This is a genomic window from Streptomyces sp. NPDC032721, from assembly GCF_055579625.1.
Genome location: NZ_JBVIMX010000006.1, coordinates 370,585 through 388,358 on the forward strand (window position 1 = coordinate 370,585; position 17,774 = coordinate 388,358).

Below are 17,774 nucleotides of genomic sequence, written 5' to 3' on the forward strand. Positions count from 1 at the left end.
AACCTGCACGAAATTTCGCGGAGGGCCAATGTCGTCCCTCGGTATTTTGCATATGCCACGACGACGACGGGAGTGCCGATGCGTACCCACGCCTGGTCGCCCATGGACGGTCGCCCCGCCCAGCAGGGGATGTACGACCCCCGTAACGAGCACGACGCCTGCGGCGTCGGCTTTGTGGCCACCCTCACCGGTGTGGCCAGCCATGACATGGTCGAGCAGGCCCTGACGGTACTGCGCAACCTGGAACACCGCGGCGCCACCGGCTCCGAGCCCGACTCCGGCGACGGCGCCGGCATCCTGCTCCAGGTCCCGGACGCCTTCTTCCGCGAGGTCGCGGAATTCGAACTTCCCGAGGCCGGGGCCTACGCCGTCGGCATCGCCTTCCTGCCCGCCGACGAGAGCGCGGGCACCGAAGCCGTCTCACGGATCGAGACGCTCGCCGCTGAAGAGGGCCTCACCGTCCTCGGCTGGCGCGAGGTCCCCGTCACCCCGGGCCTGCTGGGCAACGGCGCACGCGCCACGATGCCCGCCTTCCGGCAGCTCTTCGTCGCCGACGGCGCCAGCACCGGCATCGCGCTGGACCGCAAGGCCTTCGTCCTGCGCAAGCGCGCCGAGCGCGAGGCCGGTGTCTACTTCCCGTCGCTCTCCGCGCGCACCCTGGTCTACAAGGGCATGCTCACCACCGGGCAGTTGGAGCCGTTCTTCCCGGACCTGTCCGACCGGCGGCTCGCCACCGCCGTCGCACTCGTGCACTCCCGGTTCTCGACGAACACCTTCCCGTCCTGGCCGCTGGCCCACCCGTACCGCTTCGTCGCGCACAACGGTGAGATCAACACCGTCAAGGGCAACCGGAACTGGATGAAGGCCCGCGAGTCCCAGCTCGCCTCCGAGCTCTTCGGTCCGGAGAAGCTGGACCGGATCTTCCCCGTCTGCACGCCGGACGCCTCCGACTCCGCGTCCTTCGACGAGGTGCTGGAACTCCTGCACCTGGGCGGGCGCTCGCTGCCGCACTCGGTGCTGATGATGGTCCCCGAGGCGTGGGAGAACCACGACTCCATGGACCCGGCCCGCCGCGCCTTCTACCAGTACCACTCCACGATGATGGAGCCCTGGGACGGCCCGGCCTGTGTCACCTTCACCGACGGCGTCCAGGTCGGCGCGGTCCTCGACCGCAACGGACTGCGCCCCGGCCGCTACTGGGTCACCGACGACGGCCTCGTCGTGCTCTCCTCCGAGGTCGGCGTCCTGGACATCGACCCCGCCAAGGTGATCCGCAAGGGCCGCCTCCAGCCCGGCAAGATGTTCCTGGTCGACACCGCCGAGCACCGCATCGTCGAGGACGACGAGATCAAGGCGGGCCTGGCCGCGGAGAACCCGTACCAGCAGTGGCTGGAGACCGGCGAGATCGAGCTGGAGGACCTCCCCGAGCGCGAGCACATCGTGCACACCCACGCATCGGTCACCCGCCGCCAGCAGACCTTCGGCTACACCGAGGAAGAGCTCCGCGTCATCCTCGCGCCGATGGCGCGCACCGGCGGCGAGCCGCTCGGCTCGATGGGCACCGACTCGCCGATCGCCGCGCTCTCCGAGCGTCCCCGGCTCCTCTTCGACTACTTCACCCAGCTGTTCGCTCAGGTCACCAACCCGCCGCTGGACGCCATCCGCGAAGAGCTGGTCACCTCGCTGCGCTCCTCGCTGGGCCCGCAGGGCAACATCCTGGAGCCGACCGCGGCCGCCTGCCGCTCGGTCACCCTGCCCTTCCCGGTGATCGACAACGACGAGCTCGCCAAGCTCATCCACATCAACGCCGACGGCGACATGCCCGGCATGAAGGCGGCGACGCTCTCCGGCCTCTACCGGGTCTCCGGCGGCGGCGACGCGCTGGCCGCCCGGATCGAGGAGATCCGCGCCGAGGCCGACGCCGCGATCGAGGCCGGCGCCCGGCTGATCGTGCTCTCCGACCGGCACTCCGACGCCGAGCACGCGCCGATCCCCTCGCTGCTGCTCACCTCCGCCGTGCACCACCACCTCATCGCCACCAAGCAGCGCACCCAGGTGGGCCTGCTGGTCGAGGCCGGTGACGTCCGCGAGGTGCACCACGTCGCGCTGCTCATCGGTTACGGGGCCGCGGCCGTCAACCCGTACCTCGCGATGGAATCGGTCGAGGACCTGGTCCGGGCCGGCACCTTCATCGAGACGGACGACCCCGAGCAGGCCATCCGCAACCTGATCCACGCGCTGGGCAAGGGCGTCCTGAAGGTCATGTCCAAGATGGGCATCTCCACCGTCGCCTCCTACCGGGGCGCCCAGGTCTTCGAGGCCGTCGGCCTCGACGAGGCCTTCGTCGCCACGTACTTCAACGGTACGGCGACCAAGATCGGCGGCGCCGGTCTGGACGTCATCGCCAAGGAGGTCGCCGCCCGGCACGCCAAGGGCTACCCGGCCTCCGGCATCGCCGCCTCGCACCGCCGCCTGGAGATCGGCGGCGAGTACCAGTGGCGCCGCGAGGGCGAGCCGCACCTGTTCGACCCGGAGACGGTCTTCCGCCTCCAGCACGCCACGCGCACCGGGCAGTACGACACCTTCAAGAAGTACACGGACCGGGTCAACGAGCAGTCCGAGCGGCTGATGACGCTGCGCGGCCTCTTCGGCTTCAAGTCCCAGGACCGGGCACCGATCCCGCTCGACGAGGTCGAGTCGGTCGACGAGATCGTCAAGCGCTTCTCCACCGGCGCCATGTCGTACGGCTCCATCTCCCAGGAGGCGCACGAGACCCTCGCCATCGCCATGAACCAGCTGGGCGGCAAGTCCAACACCGGTGAGGGCGGCGAGGACCCGGAGCGGCTCTACGATCCGGCCCGCAGGTCCTCCATCAAGCAGGTCGCCTCCGGCCGCTTCGGTGTGACCAGCGAGTACCTGGTCAACGCGGACGACATCCAGATCAAGATGGCGCAGGGTGCCAAGCCCGGCGAGGGCGGCCAGCTGCCCGGACACAAGGTGTACCCGTGGGTCGCCAAGACCCGCCACTCCACCCCCGGTGTCGGCCTGATCTCGCCGCCCCCGCACCACGACATCTACTCCATCGAGGACCTGGCTCAGCTGATCCACGACCTCAAGAACGCCAACCCGGCGGCCCGCATCCACGTGAAGCTGGTCTCCGAGGTCGGTGTCGGCACGGTCGCCGCCGGTGTCTCCAAGGCACACGCGGACGTCGTGCTGATCTCGGGCCACGACGGTGGAACCGGTGCTTCCCCGCTGACGTCGCTGAAGCACGCGGGCGGCCCCTGGGAGCTCGGTCTCGCCGAGACCCAGCAGACGCTGCTGCTCAACGGCCTGCGCGACCGCATCGTCGTGCAGACCGACGGCCAGCTCAAGACCGGCCGCGACGTCGTCATCGCCGCGCTGCTCGGCGCCGAGGAGTTCGGTTTCGCGACCGCGCCGCTCGTCGTCTCCGGCTGCGTCATGATGCGCGTCTGCCACCTGGACACCTGCCCGGTCGGCATCGCCACCCAGAACCCGGTGCTCCGGGACCGGTTCTCCGGCAAGGCCGAGCACATCGTCAACTTCTTCCGCTTCATCGCCGAAGAGGTCCGCGAGATCCTCGCCGAGCTGGGCTTCCGTACGATTCGTGAGGCGGTCGGCCACGCCGAACTCCTCGACACCGAGCGCGCGGTCACCCACTGGAAGGCGCAGGGCCTCGACCTGGAGCCGCTCTTCTACGTGCCCGAGCTGCCCGAAGGTGCGGTCCGCCACCAGATCGCCACCCAGGACCACGCCCTGGAGAAGGCGCTCGACAACGAGCTGATCAAGCTCTCCGCCGACGCCCTCACCGCCGACAGCGCCGAGGACGCCCGGCCGGTCCGCGCCCAGGTCGCCATCCGCAACATCAACCGCACCGTCGGCACGATGCTCGGCCACGAGGTGACCAAGAAGTTCGGCGGGGCGGGACTGCCCGACGACACCATCGACATCACCTTCACCGGCTCGGCCGGCCAGTCCTTCGGCGCCTTCGTGCCCAGCGGTGTCACGCTCCGCCTGGAGGGCGACGCCAACGACTACGTCGGCAAGGGCCTCTCCGGCGGCCGCGTCATCGTCCGCCCGGACCGGGGCGCCGACCACCTCGCCGAGTACTCGACCATCGCCGGAAACACCATCGGCTACGGCGCGACCGGCGGCGAGATCTTCCTCCGGGGCCGTACCGGCGAACGCTTCTGCGTCCGCAACTCCGGTGCCACCGTGGTCTCCGAGGGCGTGGGCGACCACGGCTGCGAGTACATGACCGGCGGCCACGCCGTCGTCCTCGGCGAGACCGGACGCAACTTCGCGGCCGGCATGTCCGGCGGCATCGCGTACGTCATCGACCTCGACCGGGACAACGTCAACCCGGGCAACCTGGACGCCGTCGAGTCCCTGTCCACCTCCGAACAGCAGTGGCTGCACGACGTGGTGCGCCGCCACCAGGAGGAGACCGGATCGACCGTCGCGGCCAAGCTGCTGGCCGACTGGCCCGCCGCCGCCGCACGGTTCAGCAGGATCATCCCGTCCACGTACAAGGCAGTGCTCGCCGCCAAGGACGCCGCTGAGCTGGCCGGGCTCTCCGAGCAGGAGACCACCGAGAAGATGATGGAGGCGGCGACCAATGGCTGACCCCAAGGGCTTTCTGACCACCGGGCGCGAAGTCGCGCAGACCCGCCCGGTCGCCGACCGTGTGAAGGACTGGAACGAGGTCTACGTTCCCAAGTCCCTCCTCCCGATCATCAGCAAGCAGGCCGGCCGCTGCATGGACTGCGGCATCCCGTTCTGCCACAACGGCTGCCCGCTCGGGAACCTCATCCCCGAGTGGAACGACTACGCCTACCGCGAGGACTGGACCGCCGCCTCCGAGCGGCTGCACGCCACCAACAACTTCCCGGAGTTCACCGGGCGGCTGTGCCCGGCCCCCTGTGAGTCGGCGTGCGTGCTCGGCATCAATCAGCCCGCCGTCACCATCAAGAACGTCGAAGTCACCATCATCGACAAGGCGTGGGACAGCGGCGACGTCACCCCGCAGCCCCCGGAGCGGCTGTCCGGCAAGACCGTCGCCGTGATCGGCTCGGGCCCGGCGGGCCTGGCCGCCGCCCAGCAGCTCACCCGGGCCGGGCACACGGTCGCCGTGTACGAGCGCGCCGACCGCATCGGCGGACTGCTGCGCTACGGCATCCCCGAGTTCAAGATGGAGAAGTCGCACATCAACCGGCGCATCGAGCAGATGCGCGCCGAGGGCACCAAGTTCCGTACGGAGGTGGAGATCGGCCGCGACATCGACGCGGCCAAGCTGCGCCGCCGCTACGACGCGGTGGTCGTGGCCGCCGGGGCGACCGTCTCCCGCGACCTGCCGGTCCCCGGCCGGGACCTCAAGGGCATCCACTTCGCGATGGAGTACCTCCCGCTCGCCAACAAGGTGCAGGAGGGCGACCTGACGGTGGCCCCCATCACCGCCGAGGGCAAGCACGTCGTCGTCATCGGCGGCGGCGACACCGGCGCCGACTGCGTGGGCACCGCCCACCGCCAGGGCGCCGCCTCCGTCACCCAGCTGGAGATCATGCCCAAGCCGGGCGAGGAGCGGAACCCGGGCCAGCCCTGGCCGACCTTCCCCATGCTCTACAAGGTCACCTCCGCGCACGAGGAGGGCGGCGAGCGGGTCTACTCCGTCTCCACCACCCACTTCGAGGGCGACGAGGACGGCAACGTCCAGTCGCTGCACCTCGTCGAGGTCGAGTTCAAGGGCGGCAAGCTGGAGCAGAAGGCGGGCACCGAGCGCGTCATCCCCGCCCAGCTGGTCACCCTCGCCATGGGCTTCACCGGCACCGACCAGGCCAACGGTCTGGTCCAGCAGTTCGGCCTGGACCTCGACGAGCGCGGCAACATCGCCCGCGACAAGGACTACGCGACCAACGTCGACGGCGTCTTCGTCGCCGGTGACGCGGGCCGCGGCCAGTCCCTGATCGTCTGGGCCATCGCCGAGGGCCGCTCCGCAGCCCGGGGCGTGGACCGCTACCTGACCGGCGTCAGCGCGCTCCCGGCCCCCGTAAAGCCGACCGACCGTGCACTGACCGTGTGACCTGGCGTACGGTGGCCCTTACGTTGTTCCGCACGTTCTGAGAACAACTCCCACAGATGTCCCGTACAGCGTCGTACGGAACTGAACGCGGCGCCTGCCCCACCTCGTCCCCGACCGGACAAGGGGCGGGCGCCGCGGCGCGTCCCGGCTCCCTTGCTCTGTGCCCCGGCATGTCGATCTCCGGCCCGGGCTCCACCGCTCCGCCGGATTCGACGGGGGCAGGTTCCGGGCGGACTGCTTCGGACCCGGTGCCGACCGGCTGCTCATGCGGTGCGTGCTGGGCCGGCGGCACGGGCGGCCCCGCGTGTCCGACGATCGCGCACCCTGGCGGCCCCGTCCCCCCTTCCCTACCATCGGGTAAGCACGGGGGAGGTGTGCTCATGGCAGAGGTGCCCGCGAGGAGGCTGGAGAGGGCCGTCACCTGGGCCTTCAAGAACATCGACGTCGTCGTCGCGGCCGCGATCGCGCTGACCATCGGACTGCTCGACATCTTCGGCGACGTACTCACCGACGACGTCGTCTCCGGCGCGACGCTGCTCGTCCTCGGCGCGCTCGCCATCGGGTCGATCGTCGAGCGGGTGCGCCAGCCCGCCAGCATCCAGGAGGCACTCGCCGGGACCCGGCGGGCCCTCGACGACCAGGCGATGGTCAGTTCGCTGATCGGGGCCGAGGTGGGCGAGGCGCTGCGCGACGCCCGGCAGAACACCAACCTCTGGTACTTCAAGGGCGGCACCGGCACCTACCTCAGGGCCGTCACCCTGCCGCGCTGCGTCAGCGCCGCCAAGGTCCAGCGCTCCCAGCTCACCATCAAGATAGACATCGTCAACCCGGGGGACGAGCACGCCTGCGCGTCCTACGCCCGCTTCCGGCAGATGTTCGCCGGACAGCACAACGCCGCCGAAGCCGCCGAGTGGACCAAGGACCGGGTGCGCAAGGAGGCGTACGCGACCGTCCTGGCCGCCTGCTGCTACCGCCAGCAGCTCGCCACCCTGGAGATCGCCGTCCACCTCTCCGCCGTGGTCTCCACCCTCCGCTTCGACCTCTCCGAGACCTGCCTGGTCATCACCCAGGACGACAGGTCCCGGATGAACCTCCTGGTGAGACGCGGACAACCGCTGTACGACTACTACGTCACCGAACTCCACCAGAGCCGCGAGCAGGCCACCGAACTCGATCTGCGACTGGCTCCGCCGCTCTCGCCCGAACCCACCGTCGACGAAGTGCGCGCGCTCTTCGACGAGTTGCGGCTGCCGCTCCCGCGCACCTTCACCGACAGCGACATAGGCGAGATCACCATGAAAGCGCTGCACGCGGAGGACCCCTACCGGAGGTGAGGCCATGGACCGAGTACCGGACGACGCACGAGGCACCGCCCCCGACCGCGTACTCGACTACGACGCGCTCCACCAGGCCCTGCAGACGGAGCGGACCGCCCTGCTCCGGGAGCGCGCCCGCGCCGCCCTGGATCAAATAGCTACGGGAGTACGGGAGTTGCCCGCCGTGCGGCATCCGCTCGGCTTCCTCTGTCTGCCGCTGCTGCGGGCCGGTGACCGGGGCGTCTGCGTGCACCTCTTCGAGACCGGCCTCGATCCCGAACCGGACGCCGCCCCCATGCACGCCCACAGCTGGGACCTGAGCAGTCACGTCCTCTACGGGCAGGTCACCAATCTCCTCGTACGCACCACGGGCGGCGGCGCCCACCCCACCCACCGGGTCTTCGAGGTACGCAGCGACCCCCACGGCATCGACGAGATCCGCCCCACCAACCTCCTGGTGCGCAGCAGGCCCGGGGAGCGCCGGACCAGCTCCGGCGGCGAGAGCTACACCCTGCCCGCGGGGGAGTTCCACGCCACCGTCATCACCCCGCACCACCCGACGGCCACCCTCGTCCTCGGCCTGGCCAGACCGGGCCGGATGGACCTCTCGCTGGGGCCGCTGGACGGGCGGGCCGGCCGGACGGTGCGGCGGCTGTGCGACCAGGGACAGACGGTCAAGAGGGTGCGGACGGCGCTCGGGAGGATGGCAGATGCGTGAGCCGGAGACCCCGTACGAGAGCGAGCGGCGCGTCGCCGTCGCCGCCGCCGAGGAGGCGGGCGAGCTGCTGCGCGCCCGCTTCCCCGGCCTGCGGACCGTACGCGAGAAGGGGACGACGGGCGACGTGGTCACCGACCTCGACCTGGCCTCCGAGAAGATCGTCCTGCGCCACCTCCAGCAGCACTTCCCGGCCGACCGGATCTTCTCCGAGGAGGCCGGGATCCTCGCCGGTAAGGGCGAACGCACCTGGCTGGTCGACCCGCTGGACGGCAGCAACAACGTCGCGATCGGCCTGAGCGTGTACGTCGTCGGCGTCGGGCTCTGCCTCGGCGAGCGCCCCGTCGTCGGCGTCGTGCACGACCCCACCAGCGGCTCCACCTGGCACGCGGTCACCGGCCGGGGCGCCCACGGCCCTGACGGACCCCTGCCGGGACCCGCCCCCGAACTGCCCGCGCGGGGCCCCCTCGTCGCCTGGACCCAGGGATACGGGGTCGACCGCACGGACCCCCGGGCGGCGGCCCTGCGCGGCAGGCTCGAACAGCGCTGCCGGCGGGTGTTCCAGCTGTGGGCGCCGCTGGTCGGCTGGAGCCTGCTCGCGCGCGGCGCCATCGACGGCTTCGTCGGCTACCGGGCGGAGGGCGTCGACCTGCCCGCCGGGGCGCTGCTGGCCGCCGAGGCGGGGGTGGAGCTGCGCACGCCGGAGGGTGCCGACTTCCACCCCGGGTTCAGCGGGCCGGGCAGCGGGCGGAGCTTCGTGGCGGCCAGGGGAGGGACGCTGGCGTGGCTGCTGGAGGAAGTGGCGAAGGCCGGCCCCTGACGCGCCCCGGCCTTCAGGTGGTCGCCGCCAGCGCCAGCGTCGCCGCCAGGGTCGCCGACACCGCCAGCACCAGGCCCGTCCCCAGGAACCGGCCGAGCCTGATCTCCGTACCGTGCCAGCGGCACCGCTCGAACCACAGCAGCGTGGCGAGCGACGCCCACGGGGTGACCACGGGGCCGACGTTGACGCCGACGAGCAGGCCGAGGAGCTGGTGGTGGTTGCCGCCAGGAATGGCCGCCTCGCCCGCCACGTACGCCGGAAGGTTGTTCAGTACGTTGGACACGCCCGCGCCGACGCCCGCCGCGCGCAGCATCCCGCCGAGGCCGTCGTCCGCGCCGAGCGCCGAAGTGAGCAGATGGTGCAGACCGTTGGAGTTGACGGTCTCCACCACCAGGAACATCCCGGGCACCAGGACCAGCAGCCGCCACGGCACCAGCGACCACTTCAGCTCGCCCCGGCGGCGCAGCGCGAACACCACCACCACGACCAGCGCCGCCGCCCCCGAGGCCGTCCACAGCGGTACGTCCGCGACCAGGATGGCCAGCAGGAACCCGCCGCAGGCCACCGCGCTCACCCGGAACAGCACCGGGTCGGCCGGCACCGGGGCGGTCGGCGGGGTGTACCGGTCGGCACCCCGCTTGCCGCGCCGCCAGTAGAAGCCCCACAGGCAGGCCATCGTCACGGCGATCGACGCCAGCTGGGCCGCCCACAGGGTCGCCGCCAGACCGGACGCGGAGAGCGCGATGCGGTCGGCGGCCAGCAGGTTGGTCAGGTTGGAGGCGGGGAGCAGGAGGCTGGCGGTGTTCGCGAGCCACACCGTGGTCATCGCCATCGGCAGCGCCGCGATCCCCACCCGCGCCGCCAGCGCCAGCATCACCGGGGTCAGCAGGACCGCCGTGGTGTCCAGGTTGAGGGCGATGGTGGTGACGGACGCGAAGGCCACGCACAGCAGGAACAGGGCAAGGTAATTCCCGCGCGCGGTGCGGGCCACCCAGGCGGCCACCACGTCGAACACCCCGGCCTTCCCGGTGAGCTCACCGAGCACGATCACCGAGCCGAGGAACGCCAGCAGCGGCACGATGCGCGCCATCACGTCCGAGGCGGGACCGGTCGGGAGCAGCCCCGTCGCCACGGCGAGCAGCCCGAGCGCGAGCAGCCCGACGGCCACCCAGTCCAGCGGATGAAGATGTCTGAGACGGCTGAGGAGGGGCACGGAGCAATGCTAGAGGCGCGTTGGCCAAAGCTGAACGGGACCATGCTCTTCAGGGGCCCTCCCCCCTACCATGAGGCACATGGCGACGAGCGGTGAACTCGGCAGCAGAACAGGCGAGTTGGACTTCTTCATCAGTTACTCCCCGGCCGACGAGAAATGGGCCGCCTGGATAGCGCGCACCCTGGAGGACGCCGGGTACAGCACCCTGGTGCAGGCCTGGGACTTCGTCGCCGGGACCAACTTCATCGACTTCATGGACCGCGGCGTCAGCCAGTCCGCGGCCGTCATCGCCATCCTCTCCCGGCACTACGCCCGCTCCACCTACGGCCGTATGGAGTGGCAGGCGGCGCTGCGGGCCTCGCCCGAGTCGCCGGAGCGCAAGCTGCTCACCGTACGGGTGGAGGACACCCCCATCGAGGGACTGCTCGCCACCCTCACGTACGTCGACCTCGTCGGGGTCACCGACCCCGAGACCGCGCGCGGCATGCTGATGACCCGCATCGGGCAGGCCCTCGAAGGCAACGCCAGGCCCGCCCGCCGCCCCGGCTTCCCCGGCAGCGGAGCCCCCCGCGACACCGCCCCCACGGACCTCCCCGACCTCCCGGGTCCCAGCAGACTCGGCGGCCCCGGCTGGGCCGGCCGCCGCCGCCCCGCCAAGGCGCCCGCCTACCCGCTCTCCGACGGCGGGCGCGGCGGCCAGGGCGAGGTGACCGTCCTGCACCTGGCGGGCCCCGACTTCGGGCGCGGCCGGGAACCGGAGACCCTCGCCCGCGAGGTGCGCGGCGACCTGATCGAGCTGCGCGACGCGGGCGCCCCCGACCCCGACCTCCTGGTCGTCACCGGCGACCTCACCGCGTCCGGCAGCCCCCGCGAGTGCGACCAGGCCCTCGGCTTCCTCACCGCACTGCGCTCGCACCTGGAACTGCCGCCGCAGCGCGTCGTGGTGGTGCCCGGCGCCCAGGACGTCAGCCAGGCCGCCTGCCTCGGCTACTTCCACACCTGCGAGGCCGACGAGGTGGCCCCGCTGCCCCCGTACTGGCCCAAGTGGCGGCACTACACCCGCCTCTTCCGCAGCCTCTACCAGGGCCTGGACACCGTCTTCGACAGCGACCAGCCCTGGACCCTGTTCCCGGTGCCCGAACTGAACACCGTCGTCGCCGGGTTCAACTCCTCGTTCGCCTACAGCCACCGCCCCGAGGAGCAGTACGGGCTGATCGGCCGCGACCAGGCCGCCTGGTTCGCCGAGGCGCTGCGCCGGTACGAGTCCGAGGGCTGGCTCCGCGTCGGCGCCCTGCGCCACCCGCTGACCGCCGCACCCCGGCCCGGCGACGCCCCCGGCGGTCCCGGCGCGCTGCGCGACGCGGACACCTTCGCCCGGCTCGCCGCCCCCCGCCTCAACCTGCTGCTGCACGGCCCGACCGGAGGTCCCCGTACCACCACCGGCAAACCCAGCAGGGCCGAGCTCGCCGCACCCGGCGACCGCAAGAGCGCCGTGCCGCTCCAGCTCTTCGGGGCCGCCGCACCCGCCCGCTTCCAGCTCCTGAAGGTCACCGCCGCCGGGGCCACCCGCTGGGCGGACCGGCCCGCCGGGGAGCCGGAGACGTTCGCCGCGAACTGGCGGCGGACCGCGCGGGTCTTTCCCGTACCCGATCTGCCGGACGTCGACTTCCCGCAGGCACCGGCCGGGCAGAACGCCGACCCCGAGGGCGCCGAGCACCCGGTGGACTCCCTGGCGGAGCGGGTCAAGGAGATCTGCCGGGTCCGCCGCGAAGGGGTCAGCCTGCGCGACGCGGCCCGCAGGTCGCCCGCCGACATGGCGCAGATCCTGGCGACCTGGCAGGAGGAGGGCGTCGTGCGCCAGCAGCGCATCGCCGTCCACCCCGGCACCCCCACCGAGGAGGAACTCGACCGGTTCACCGCCCAGGTGCACGCCACCGGCACCGACGCCGAAGCGGTCCTGGTGTACGCGGGAGCGGCCCCGCCGCCGAGCCTGCGCGAGCGGGCCGCCCGGCACGGCGTACGGGTACTGCTGCGCAGCTTCCTCCAGTTCCAGGGACTCCTTGACCTGCGCGGACACGTCGCCGCGCAGACCGCGGCCCTGCACGAGGGCGGCCAGTACGCCCCCGACCTCTACCTCCCGCAGCGCTACCGCGACACCTCCCGCCAGGACGCCCGGGCGGGCGAGGAACGCGAGGGGCTGCTCGACGCGATGATGGAGCTCCTGGACTCCGACCACGGCCGCTTCGTCCTGCTCCTCGGCGACTTCGGCCACGGCAAGACCTTCGCCCTGCGCGAGCTGGCCCGCCGGATCCCCGAGCAGCTCCCGCACCTGATCCCGCTGCTGATCCCGCTCAACACCCTCGACCGGGCACAGAGCCTGGAAGGTCTGGTCGCCGCCCACCTGGCGGGCCACCACGTCGACACCATCGACCTGCGCGCCCTGCGCTACATGCTCGCCCAGGGCCGCGTCGTGCTCCTCTTCGACGGCTTCGACGAACTGGTCAACCGGGTCAGCTACGACAGCGCCGCCGAACACCTCAAGGTCCTCATCGACGCCTGCGTGGGCAACACCAAGATCATCGTCAGCAGCCGCACCCAGCACTTCAAGAACCAGCAGCAGGTCCTGACCGCACTCGGCGAACAGGTCGGCCTCCTCCCGCAGCGCCGGGTGCTCACCGTCGCCGGATTCACCCCGCACCAGATCCACGCCTACCTCCGGAACACCTACGGCGACGAGCACATCGCCGAACAGCGCTTCCACCTCCTCCAGGGCATCCCCGACCTGCTCGCCCTCTGCCGCAACCCCCGGCTGCTCTCCTTCGTCGCCGACCTCTCCGCCGACCAGCTGCGCACCGTCGCGGGCGCGGGCCGCGCACTCAGCCCGGCGAAGCTGTACGAGGACGTCTTCACCTCCTGGCTGCGGTACGAGGAACAGCGCGGACAGGGCGGCCCGGGAGCCCCGCCCGGACTCGGCATCGACGCCCTCTGGAAGGCGGTCACCGCACTCGCCCTGCGGCTGTGGGAGTCCGGCCGCACCGCACTGCGCCTGGACGAGCTCACCGACGTCTCCGCCCACACCCTCACCGGGCTCACCGAGTCCCCGATGACCGTCGACGAATCCGCGCAGGCGGTCGGCGCGGGCACCCTGCTGGTGCGCAGCGACGACGGCGTGTTCCAGTTCATCCACGGCTCGGTCGTCGAATGGCTGGTCGCCAGGGAGGCCGCCGCCCAGCTCGGCCGGGGACAGCACGGGCTGCTCTCCACCGGACTGCTCAGCCAGCTCTCCGTGGAGTTCCTCTGCGACCTGGCCGACCACGAGAAGTGCGTCACCTGGGTCCGCAACGTCCTCGACTCACCGGGCCACGGCGTCAACGACGCCGCCCGCGCCAACGCCGTACGCGTCAGCAACCGCCTCAAGGTCCCCTCGCACGCCGATCTGCGCGGCGCCCGGCTCGCCGCCGAGGACCTCTCCTACCGCGACTTCTCCGGCGTCGACCTCACCGGCGCCGACCTGACGGACACCCGGCTGATCGGCGCCAACCTCACCCGCGCCAACCTCACCGACGCCGACCTCACCGGCGCCCGCCTGGACCGCGCGGACCTCACCGGTGCCAATCTCACCGGCGCCAACCTCAGCCGGGCCCGCCTCACCCGCGCCAATCTGCGCGGCGTCGAACTGTCCGGCAGCCGCTGGCCGCGCGCCGCCCTCATCGACGTCACCCTCGACGACGCCGGACGCGAGGCACCCGAGCTGACCCGGGCCTCACTGGCCCCGGGGATGCCGGTGGAGGCCGGGTTCAGGCCGTCGGCGGTGGGGGTCCCGTACGGCTTCGACATGCGCACCAGCCGGCTGCCCGAACCGATCGCCTACAGCCCCGACGGCGAACTCCTCGCGGTCGGCAGCGAGGACGGCGGCGTCCTGCTCTGCGGCACCGACAACGGGCTCGCCCTGCGCACCCTCCAGGGGCACATGGGCCGGGTGTACGCGGTGAAGTGCCGCCCCGACATCATCGCCACGGGCGGTTCCGACGGCACCGTACGCCTCTGGGACCCGGTCTCCGGGCAGTGCAGGCACCGGCTCGACATCCATCCCGACGGGGTGTGGCCGCTCTCCCTCGACACGGCGGGCGACCGGCTGGCCACCGGCGACCGGGAGGGCCTGGTGACGGTGTGGGACACCGCGTCGGGGCGCGCCCTGCACCGGCTGCCCGGCCACACCGCACCCGTCTACACCACCGTCTTCAGCCCCGACGGGCGCATCCTGGTCACCGGCGACGCCGCCGCCCGCGTCCGGGTCTGGGACCTGGCGACCGGCCGCTGCACGGGCGAGGCCGAAGGGCACCGGGGGGCGGTCTACCGGGCCAGGTTCAGCCCCGACGGCAGCAGCTACGCCACCGCCGACATGGGCGAGGACGAACACGGCACCGTCCGCGTCTGGCGCACCTTGGACAACCGCCTCCTGCACGAACTCACCGGCCACACCGGCCGCGTCTACACCCTCGACTTCCACCCCTCGGGCACCCTCCTGGCCAGCGGCGACACCGAGGGCCGGGTCCGCCTCTGGGACCCCGTGGTCGGCACCCCCGCAGGCACCCTGGAGACCTTCACCGGAGCCGTCTACCAGGTCCTGTTCGGCGACGAGGGAAGGCTCCTCGCCGCCTGCGACAGCGACGGCGCGGTCCGCGTGTGGAGCGTCGCCGAACGCCGCACCGGCGGCCACACCGTCACCCTGCGCCCCCGCCAGCCCTCCGAGCACCGGGGCTCCGCCTGGGCCTGCGCCTTCCGCCCCGGCGACAGCCAGCTGCTGACCGTCGGCAACGACGGCGGCGCCCGCATCTGGGACGCCGCCACCGGCCTCGGCAAGCGCATCCTGCGCGGCCACGGCCGCCGCATCGCGGGCGTCGTCTTCAACGCGGACGGCAGCCAGCTCGCCGCCGCGGGCAACGACGGCGTGGTCCGCCTCTGGGACACCCGCACCGGCCAGCGCACCCACGAACTCGTCGGCCGGGGGGACCGGCTGGTCTCCGCCGTCTTCAGCCCCGCCGAATCCGTCCTCGCCACCGCGAGCAACGACGGCGACATGTACCTGTGGAACCCCTCCGGCGGCGAGTACCTGCGCGAGTTCGACGCCGAGACCGAACACATCTGGGCGGCCGCCTTCAGCAGCGACGGCGTCCTGCTCGCCACCGCCAACGACGACGACTCGGTCCGCCTCTGGTACCGCTCCACCGGCGCCCACGTGTCCGAACTCCACGAACACCGGGGCCGGGTGCGCTCCATCGCCTTCCGCCCCGGCAGCGAGATCCTCGCCACCGGCTGCGACGACAGCCACGTACGGATCTGCGACGGCCGCACCGGCGAACTGCTGGCCGACCTGGCGGGCGAGGACGGTCACACCGACCGGGTGTACGGGGTCGCCTTCGGCTCCGGCGCCGAGGGGGAGTGGCTGGTCAGCGCGGGCTGGGACGGCACCGCGATCCTCTGGCGGGACGGCACCGCCGTCCGCCGGATGCGCGGGCTCGGCGGCCGGCTGTGGACGGTGGCCGCACACCCCACCCGCCCGCTCGCGGCCGCCGCCGGGGACGACCGCCGCATCCTCCTGTGGGACACCGACACCGGAACCCTGCTCGCCGACCTGGCCGGACACACCGGCCGGATCCTCTCGGTGGCGTTCTCCCCGGACGGCAGGACGCTGGCCAGTGGCGGCGAGGACGGCACGGTCCGGCTGTGGACCCTGTTCCCGGACGGGCCGCCGGTGCTGCGGGCCACGCTGATCGGCGTACCGGACGGGTGGGCGGCGCTGACACCCGGCGGCGGGTACAAGAGCGACGGCGACGTGGACGGCGAGTTCTGGCACGTCGTCGGGATGTCGCGGTTCACGCCCGGGGAGCTGGACGAGTTCCTGCCAGGGGTGCACCGGCTGCCGCTGGGCGAGGAGTTGTAGCGGTCGGCGCCTCGGGTACGGGAGTGGGCTCTGTTACGGAGGTGGCGTTGGCTGCGGGAGTGGGCTTGGTTGCGGGGGTGGCGTCGGCCGCGGGAGCCCGGTCTGCCGCAGCCGCCGGGGCGTCCGCCGTCGGGCGCAGCATCCGGTGGACCAGCAGCGTGGCCCCGACCATGACGACCGCCACCACTCCCACCGCGATCCGCCAGACGTCCGTGAACTCACCGGCCAGTACGTCGTGCCGGGGTCCCGCCAGCTTCCCGGCCGCGACGTTCTCCGCCAGCGCGGGGTCGCCCAGCCGTGCCTGGAGCAGGCCGATCAGCGCGGCCCCGAAGACCGCCAGCATCAGGGAGTTGGAGCCCGCCCGGACGGTGTTCAGCAGCCCCGATGCCATGCCCACCCGGGACGGATCGACCATGGCCATCGCCTGTCCGTCGACGAGCCCCATGACGAGCCCGTTGGCAGTGCCGATCAGGGCGAGCGGGGCCACCAGATGGGCAGCGCCGATGCCCGGGTGGAGGAGGAGCACCAGCAGGGCGTTGCCGGCGGCGGAGAGGGCCAGGGCGGTGACGACCAGATCGCGCGGGCGGACGCCCCGGTTGATCAGCCGGGCGGTCACCTGCGGGACCACGAGGACGGGCCCGGTCATCAGCAGCATGACGAGCCCCGCACCGCTCGCGGAGAGGCCGCCCGCGCCCTGGAGGTAGGTGGGGAAGAAGATCATGACGCCGGACGAGCCGATCGCCACCGCCGTACCGCCGACGATCCACCCCATGAAGCCCCGGTTGCCGATGAGCCCGAGGTCCAGCATCGGATGGCTGCTGCGCCGCTCCACCCGTACGAACAGCACGAGGAACACCGCCCCGGCCGCGAGCCCCGCCCAGCGCATCGCCCCGCCCTGCGTGATCGAGAACATCACGAGCCCGAGCCCCGCGATGAAGGTGACGGCCCCCGGCACGTCCACCTTCGGTCGCCGGGCCGCACGAGAGTCCTGCATCAGGAACGTCGTGGACACGATCAGCACCCCGGCGACCCCGAACGCCAGGAACGTCGTACGCCACCCGAAGGCACCGACCAGCAGCCCGGCCAGCGAGGGCCCGACCGCGATGCCGATGCCCGCGACCGTACCGACGGCCGCGAACACCCGTGTCCTGGCGGCCCCTTCGAAGGTGGAGGCCAGGATCGCGCCACCGCTCGCCATCACGCCTGCCGCCCCGATGCCCGCCAGGGTGCGGGCCACGTCCAGGAGCAGGATGTCCTGCGAGGAGGCCGCGACGAAGGTCCCCGCCGTGTAGAGGGCGGCCCCCGCCGCGAACACCTTCCGCCGCCCGAAGAGGTCACCGAGCGACCCCGCGACCAGCATCACGGCGGACGCGGTCAGGAAGTAACCGGTGACCACCCACTGGAGGGCGGGGCCCGAGGTGTCGAGATCGCGCCCGATCTCGGGGAGGGCGATGGTGGTGCCGGACATGCTCATGGGGAGGGTGAGGTATCCGAGCAGGACGACCAGCAAGGTGATCGCGGGGCGGGAGACGCGTATCGGCTTCATGGCCACGATCCTCGGACCTGAAGCGGACTTGAGGTCAAGGGGTGTTGGCGGCCCGGTGCCGCCGGTGCGCAGACCTCGGCAGGATCATCGAGCTGACGGACGAAGGGGCCGGGAAACGGC

At 72.1% G+C, this 17,774-nt stretch carries 8 protein-coding genes; 6 read left to right on the forward strand and 2 right to left on the reverse strand.

Annotated elements, in window-relative coordinates:
- Nucleotides 1-78: 78 nt before the first annotated feature.
- From gltB to ACZ5PB_RS15850, 5 genes are all read left to right on the forward strand, one after another.
- The gene (gene gltB, locus ACZ5PB_RS15830; protein WP_468691447.1) at nucleotides 79-4,647 is read left to right on the forward strand and encodes a glutamate synthase large subunit; all 4,569 of its coding nucleotides are present in this window, start codon (nucleotides 79-81) and stop codon (nucleotides 4,645-4,647) included.
- A complete protein-coding gene (locus ACZ5PB_RS15835; RefSeq protein ID WP_468691450.1) occupies nucleotides 4,640-6,100 on the forward strand; it encodes a glutamate synthase subunit beta in 1,461 nt (486 codons plus the stop codon). Before gltB ends, ACZ5PB_RS15835 begins: the two co-directional genes overlap by 8 nt.
- Nucleotides 6,101-6,480: 380 nt before the next feature.
- Nucleotides 6,481-7,434, forward strand: coding sequence for a hypothetical protein (locus tag ACZ5PB_RS15840; protein WP_468691451.1), 954 nt, complete (start codon nucleotides 6,481-6,483; stop codon nucleotides 7,432-7,434).
- A gap of 4 nt (nucleotides 7,435-7,438) precedes the next feature.
- Complete coding sequence (locus ACZ5PB_RS15845) at nucleotides 7,439-8,134, forward strand: hypothetical protein (RefSeq protein WP_468691453.1); 696 nt, start codon at nucleotides 7,439-7,441, stop codon at nucleotides 8,132-8,134.
- Complete coding sequence (locus tag ACZ5PB_RS15850; RefSeq protein WP_468691455.1) at nucleotides 8,127-8,951, forward strand: inositol monophosphatase family protein; 825 nt, start codon at nucleotides 8,127-8,129, stop codon at nucleotides 8,949-8,951. The genes ACZ5PB_RS15845 and ACZ5PB_RS15850 overlap by 8 nt, the downstream gene beginning before the upstream one ends.
- Before the next feature lie 13 nt (nucleotides 8,952-8,964).
- Here the strand turns inward: ACZ5PB_RS15850 and ACZ5PB_RS15855 are convergent, their stop codons facing one another.
- Nucleotides 8,965-10,164, reverse strand: coding sequence for an SLC13 family permease (locus ACZ5PB_RS15855; RefSeq protein WP_468691457.1), 1,200 nt, complete (start codon nucleotides 10,162-10,164; stop codon nucleotides 8,965-8,967).
- Between the two features lie 79 nt (nucleotides 10,165-10,243).
- Between ACZ5PB_RS15855 and ACZ5PB_RS15860 the strand changes: the two genes are divergently transcribed.
- Nucleotides 10,244-16,108: a WD40 domain-containing protein gene (locus ACZ5PB_RS15860; RefSeq protein WP_468691459.1), complete on the forward strand. Its 5,865-nt coding sequence runs from the start codon at nucleotides 10,244-10,246 to the stop codon at nucleotides 16,106-16,108.
- Here ACZ5PB_RS15860 and ACZ5PB_RS15865 read toward each other — a convergent pair.
- Nucleotides 16,041-17,654, reverse strand: coding sequence for an MFS transporter (locus ACZ5PB_RS15865; RefSeq protein ID WP_468691461.1), 1,614 nt, complete (start codon nucleotides 17,652-17,654; stop codon nucleotides 16,041-16,043). The genes ACZ5PB_RS15860 and ACZ5PB_RS15865 overlap by 68 nt on opposite strands.
- Nucleotides 17,655-17,774: the final 120 nt, after the last annotated feature.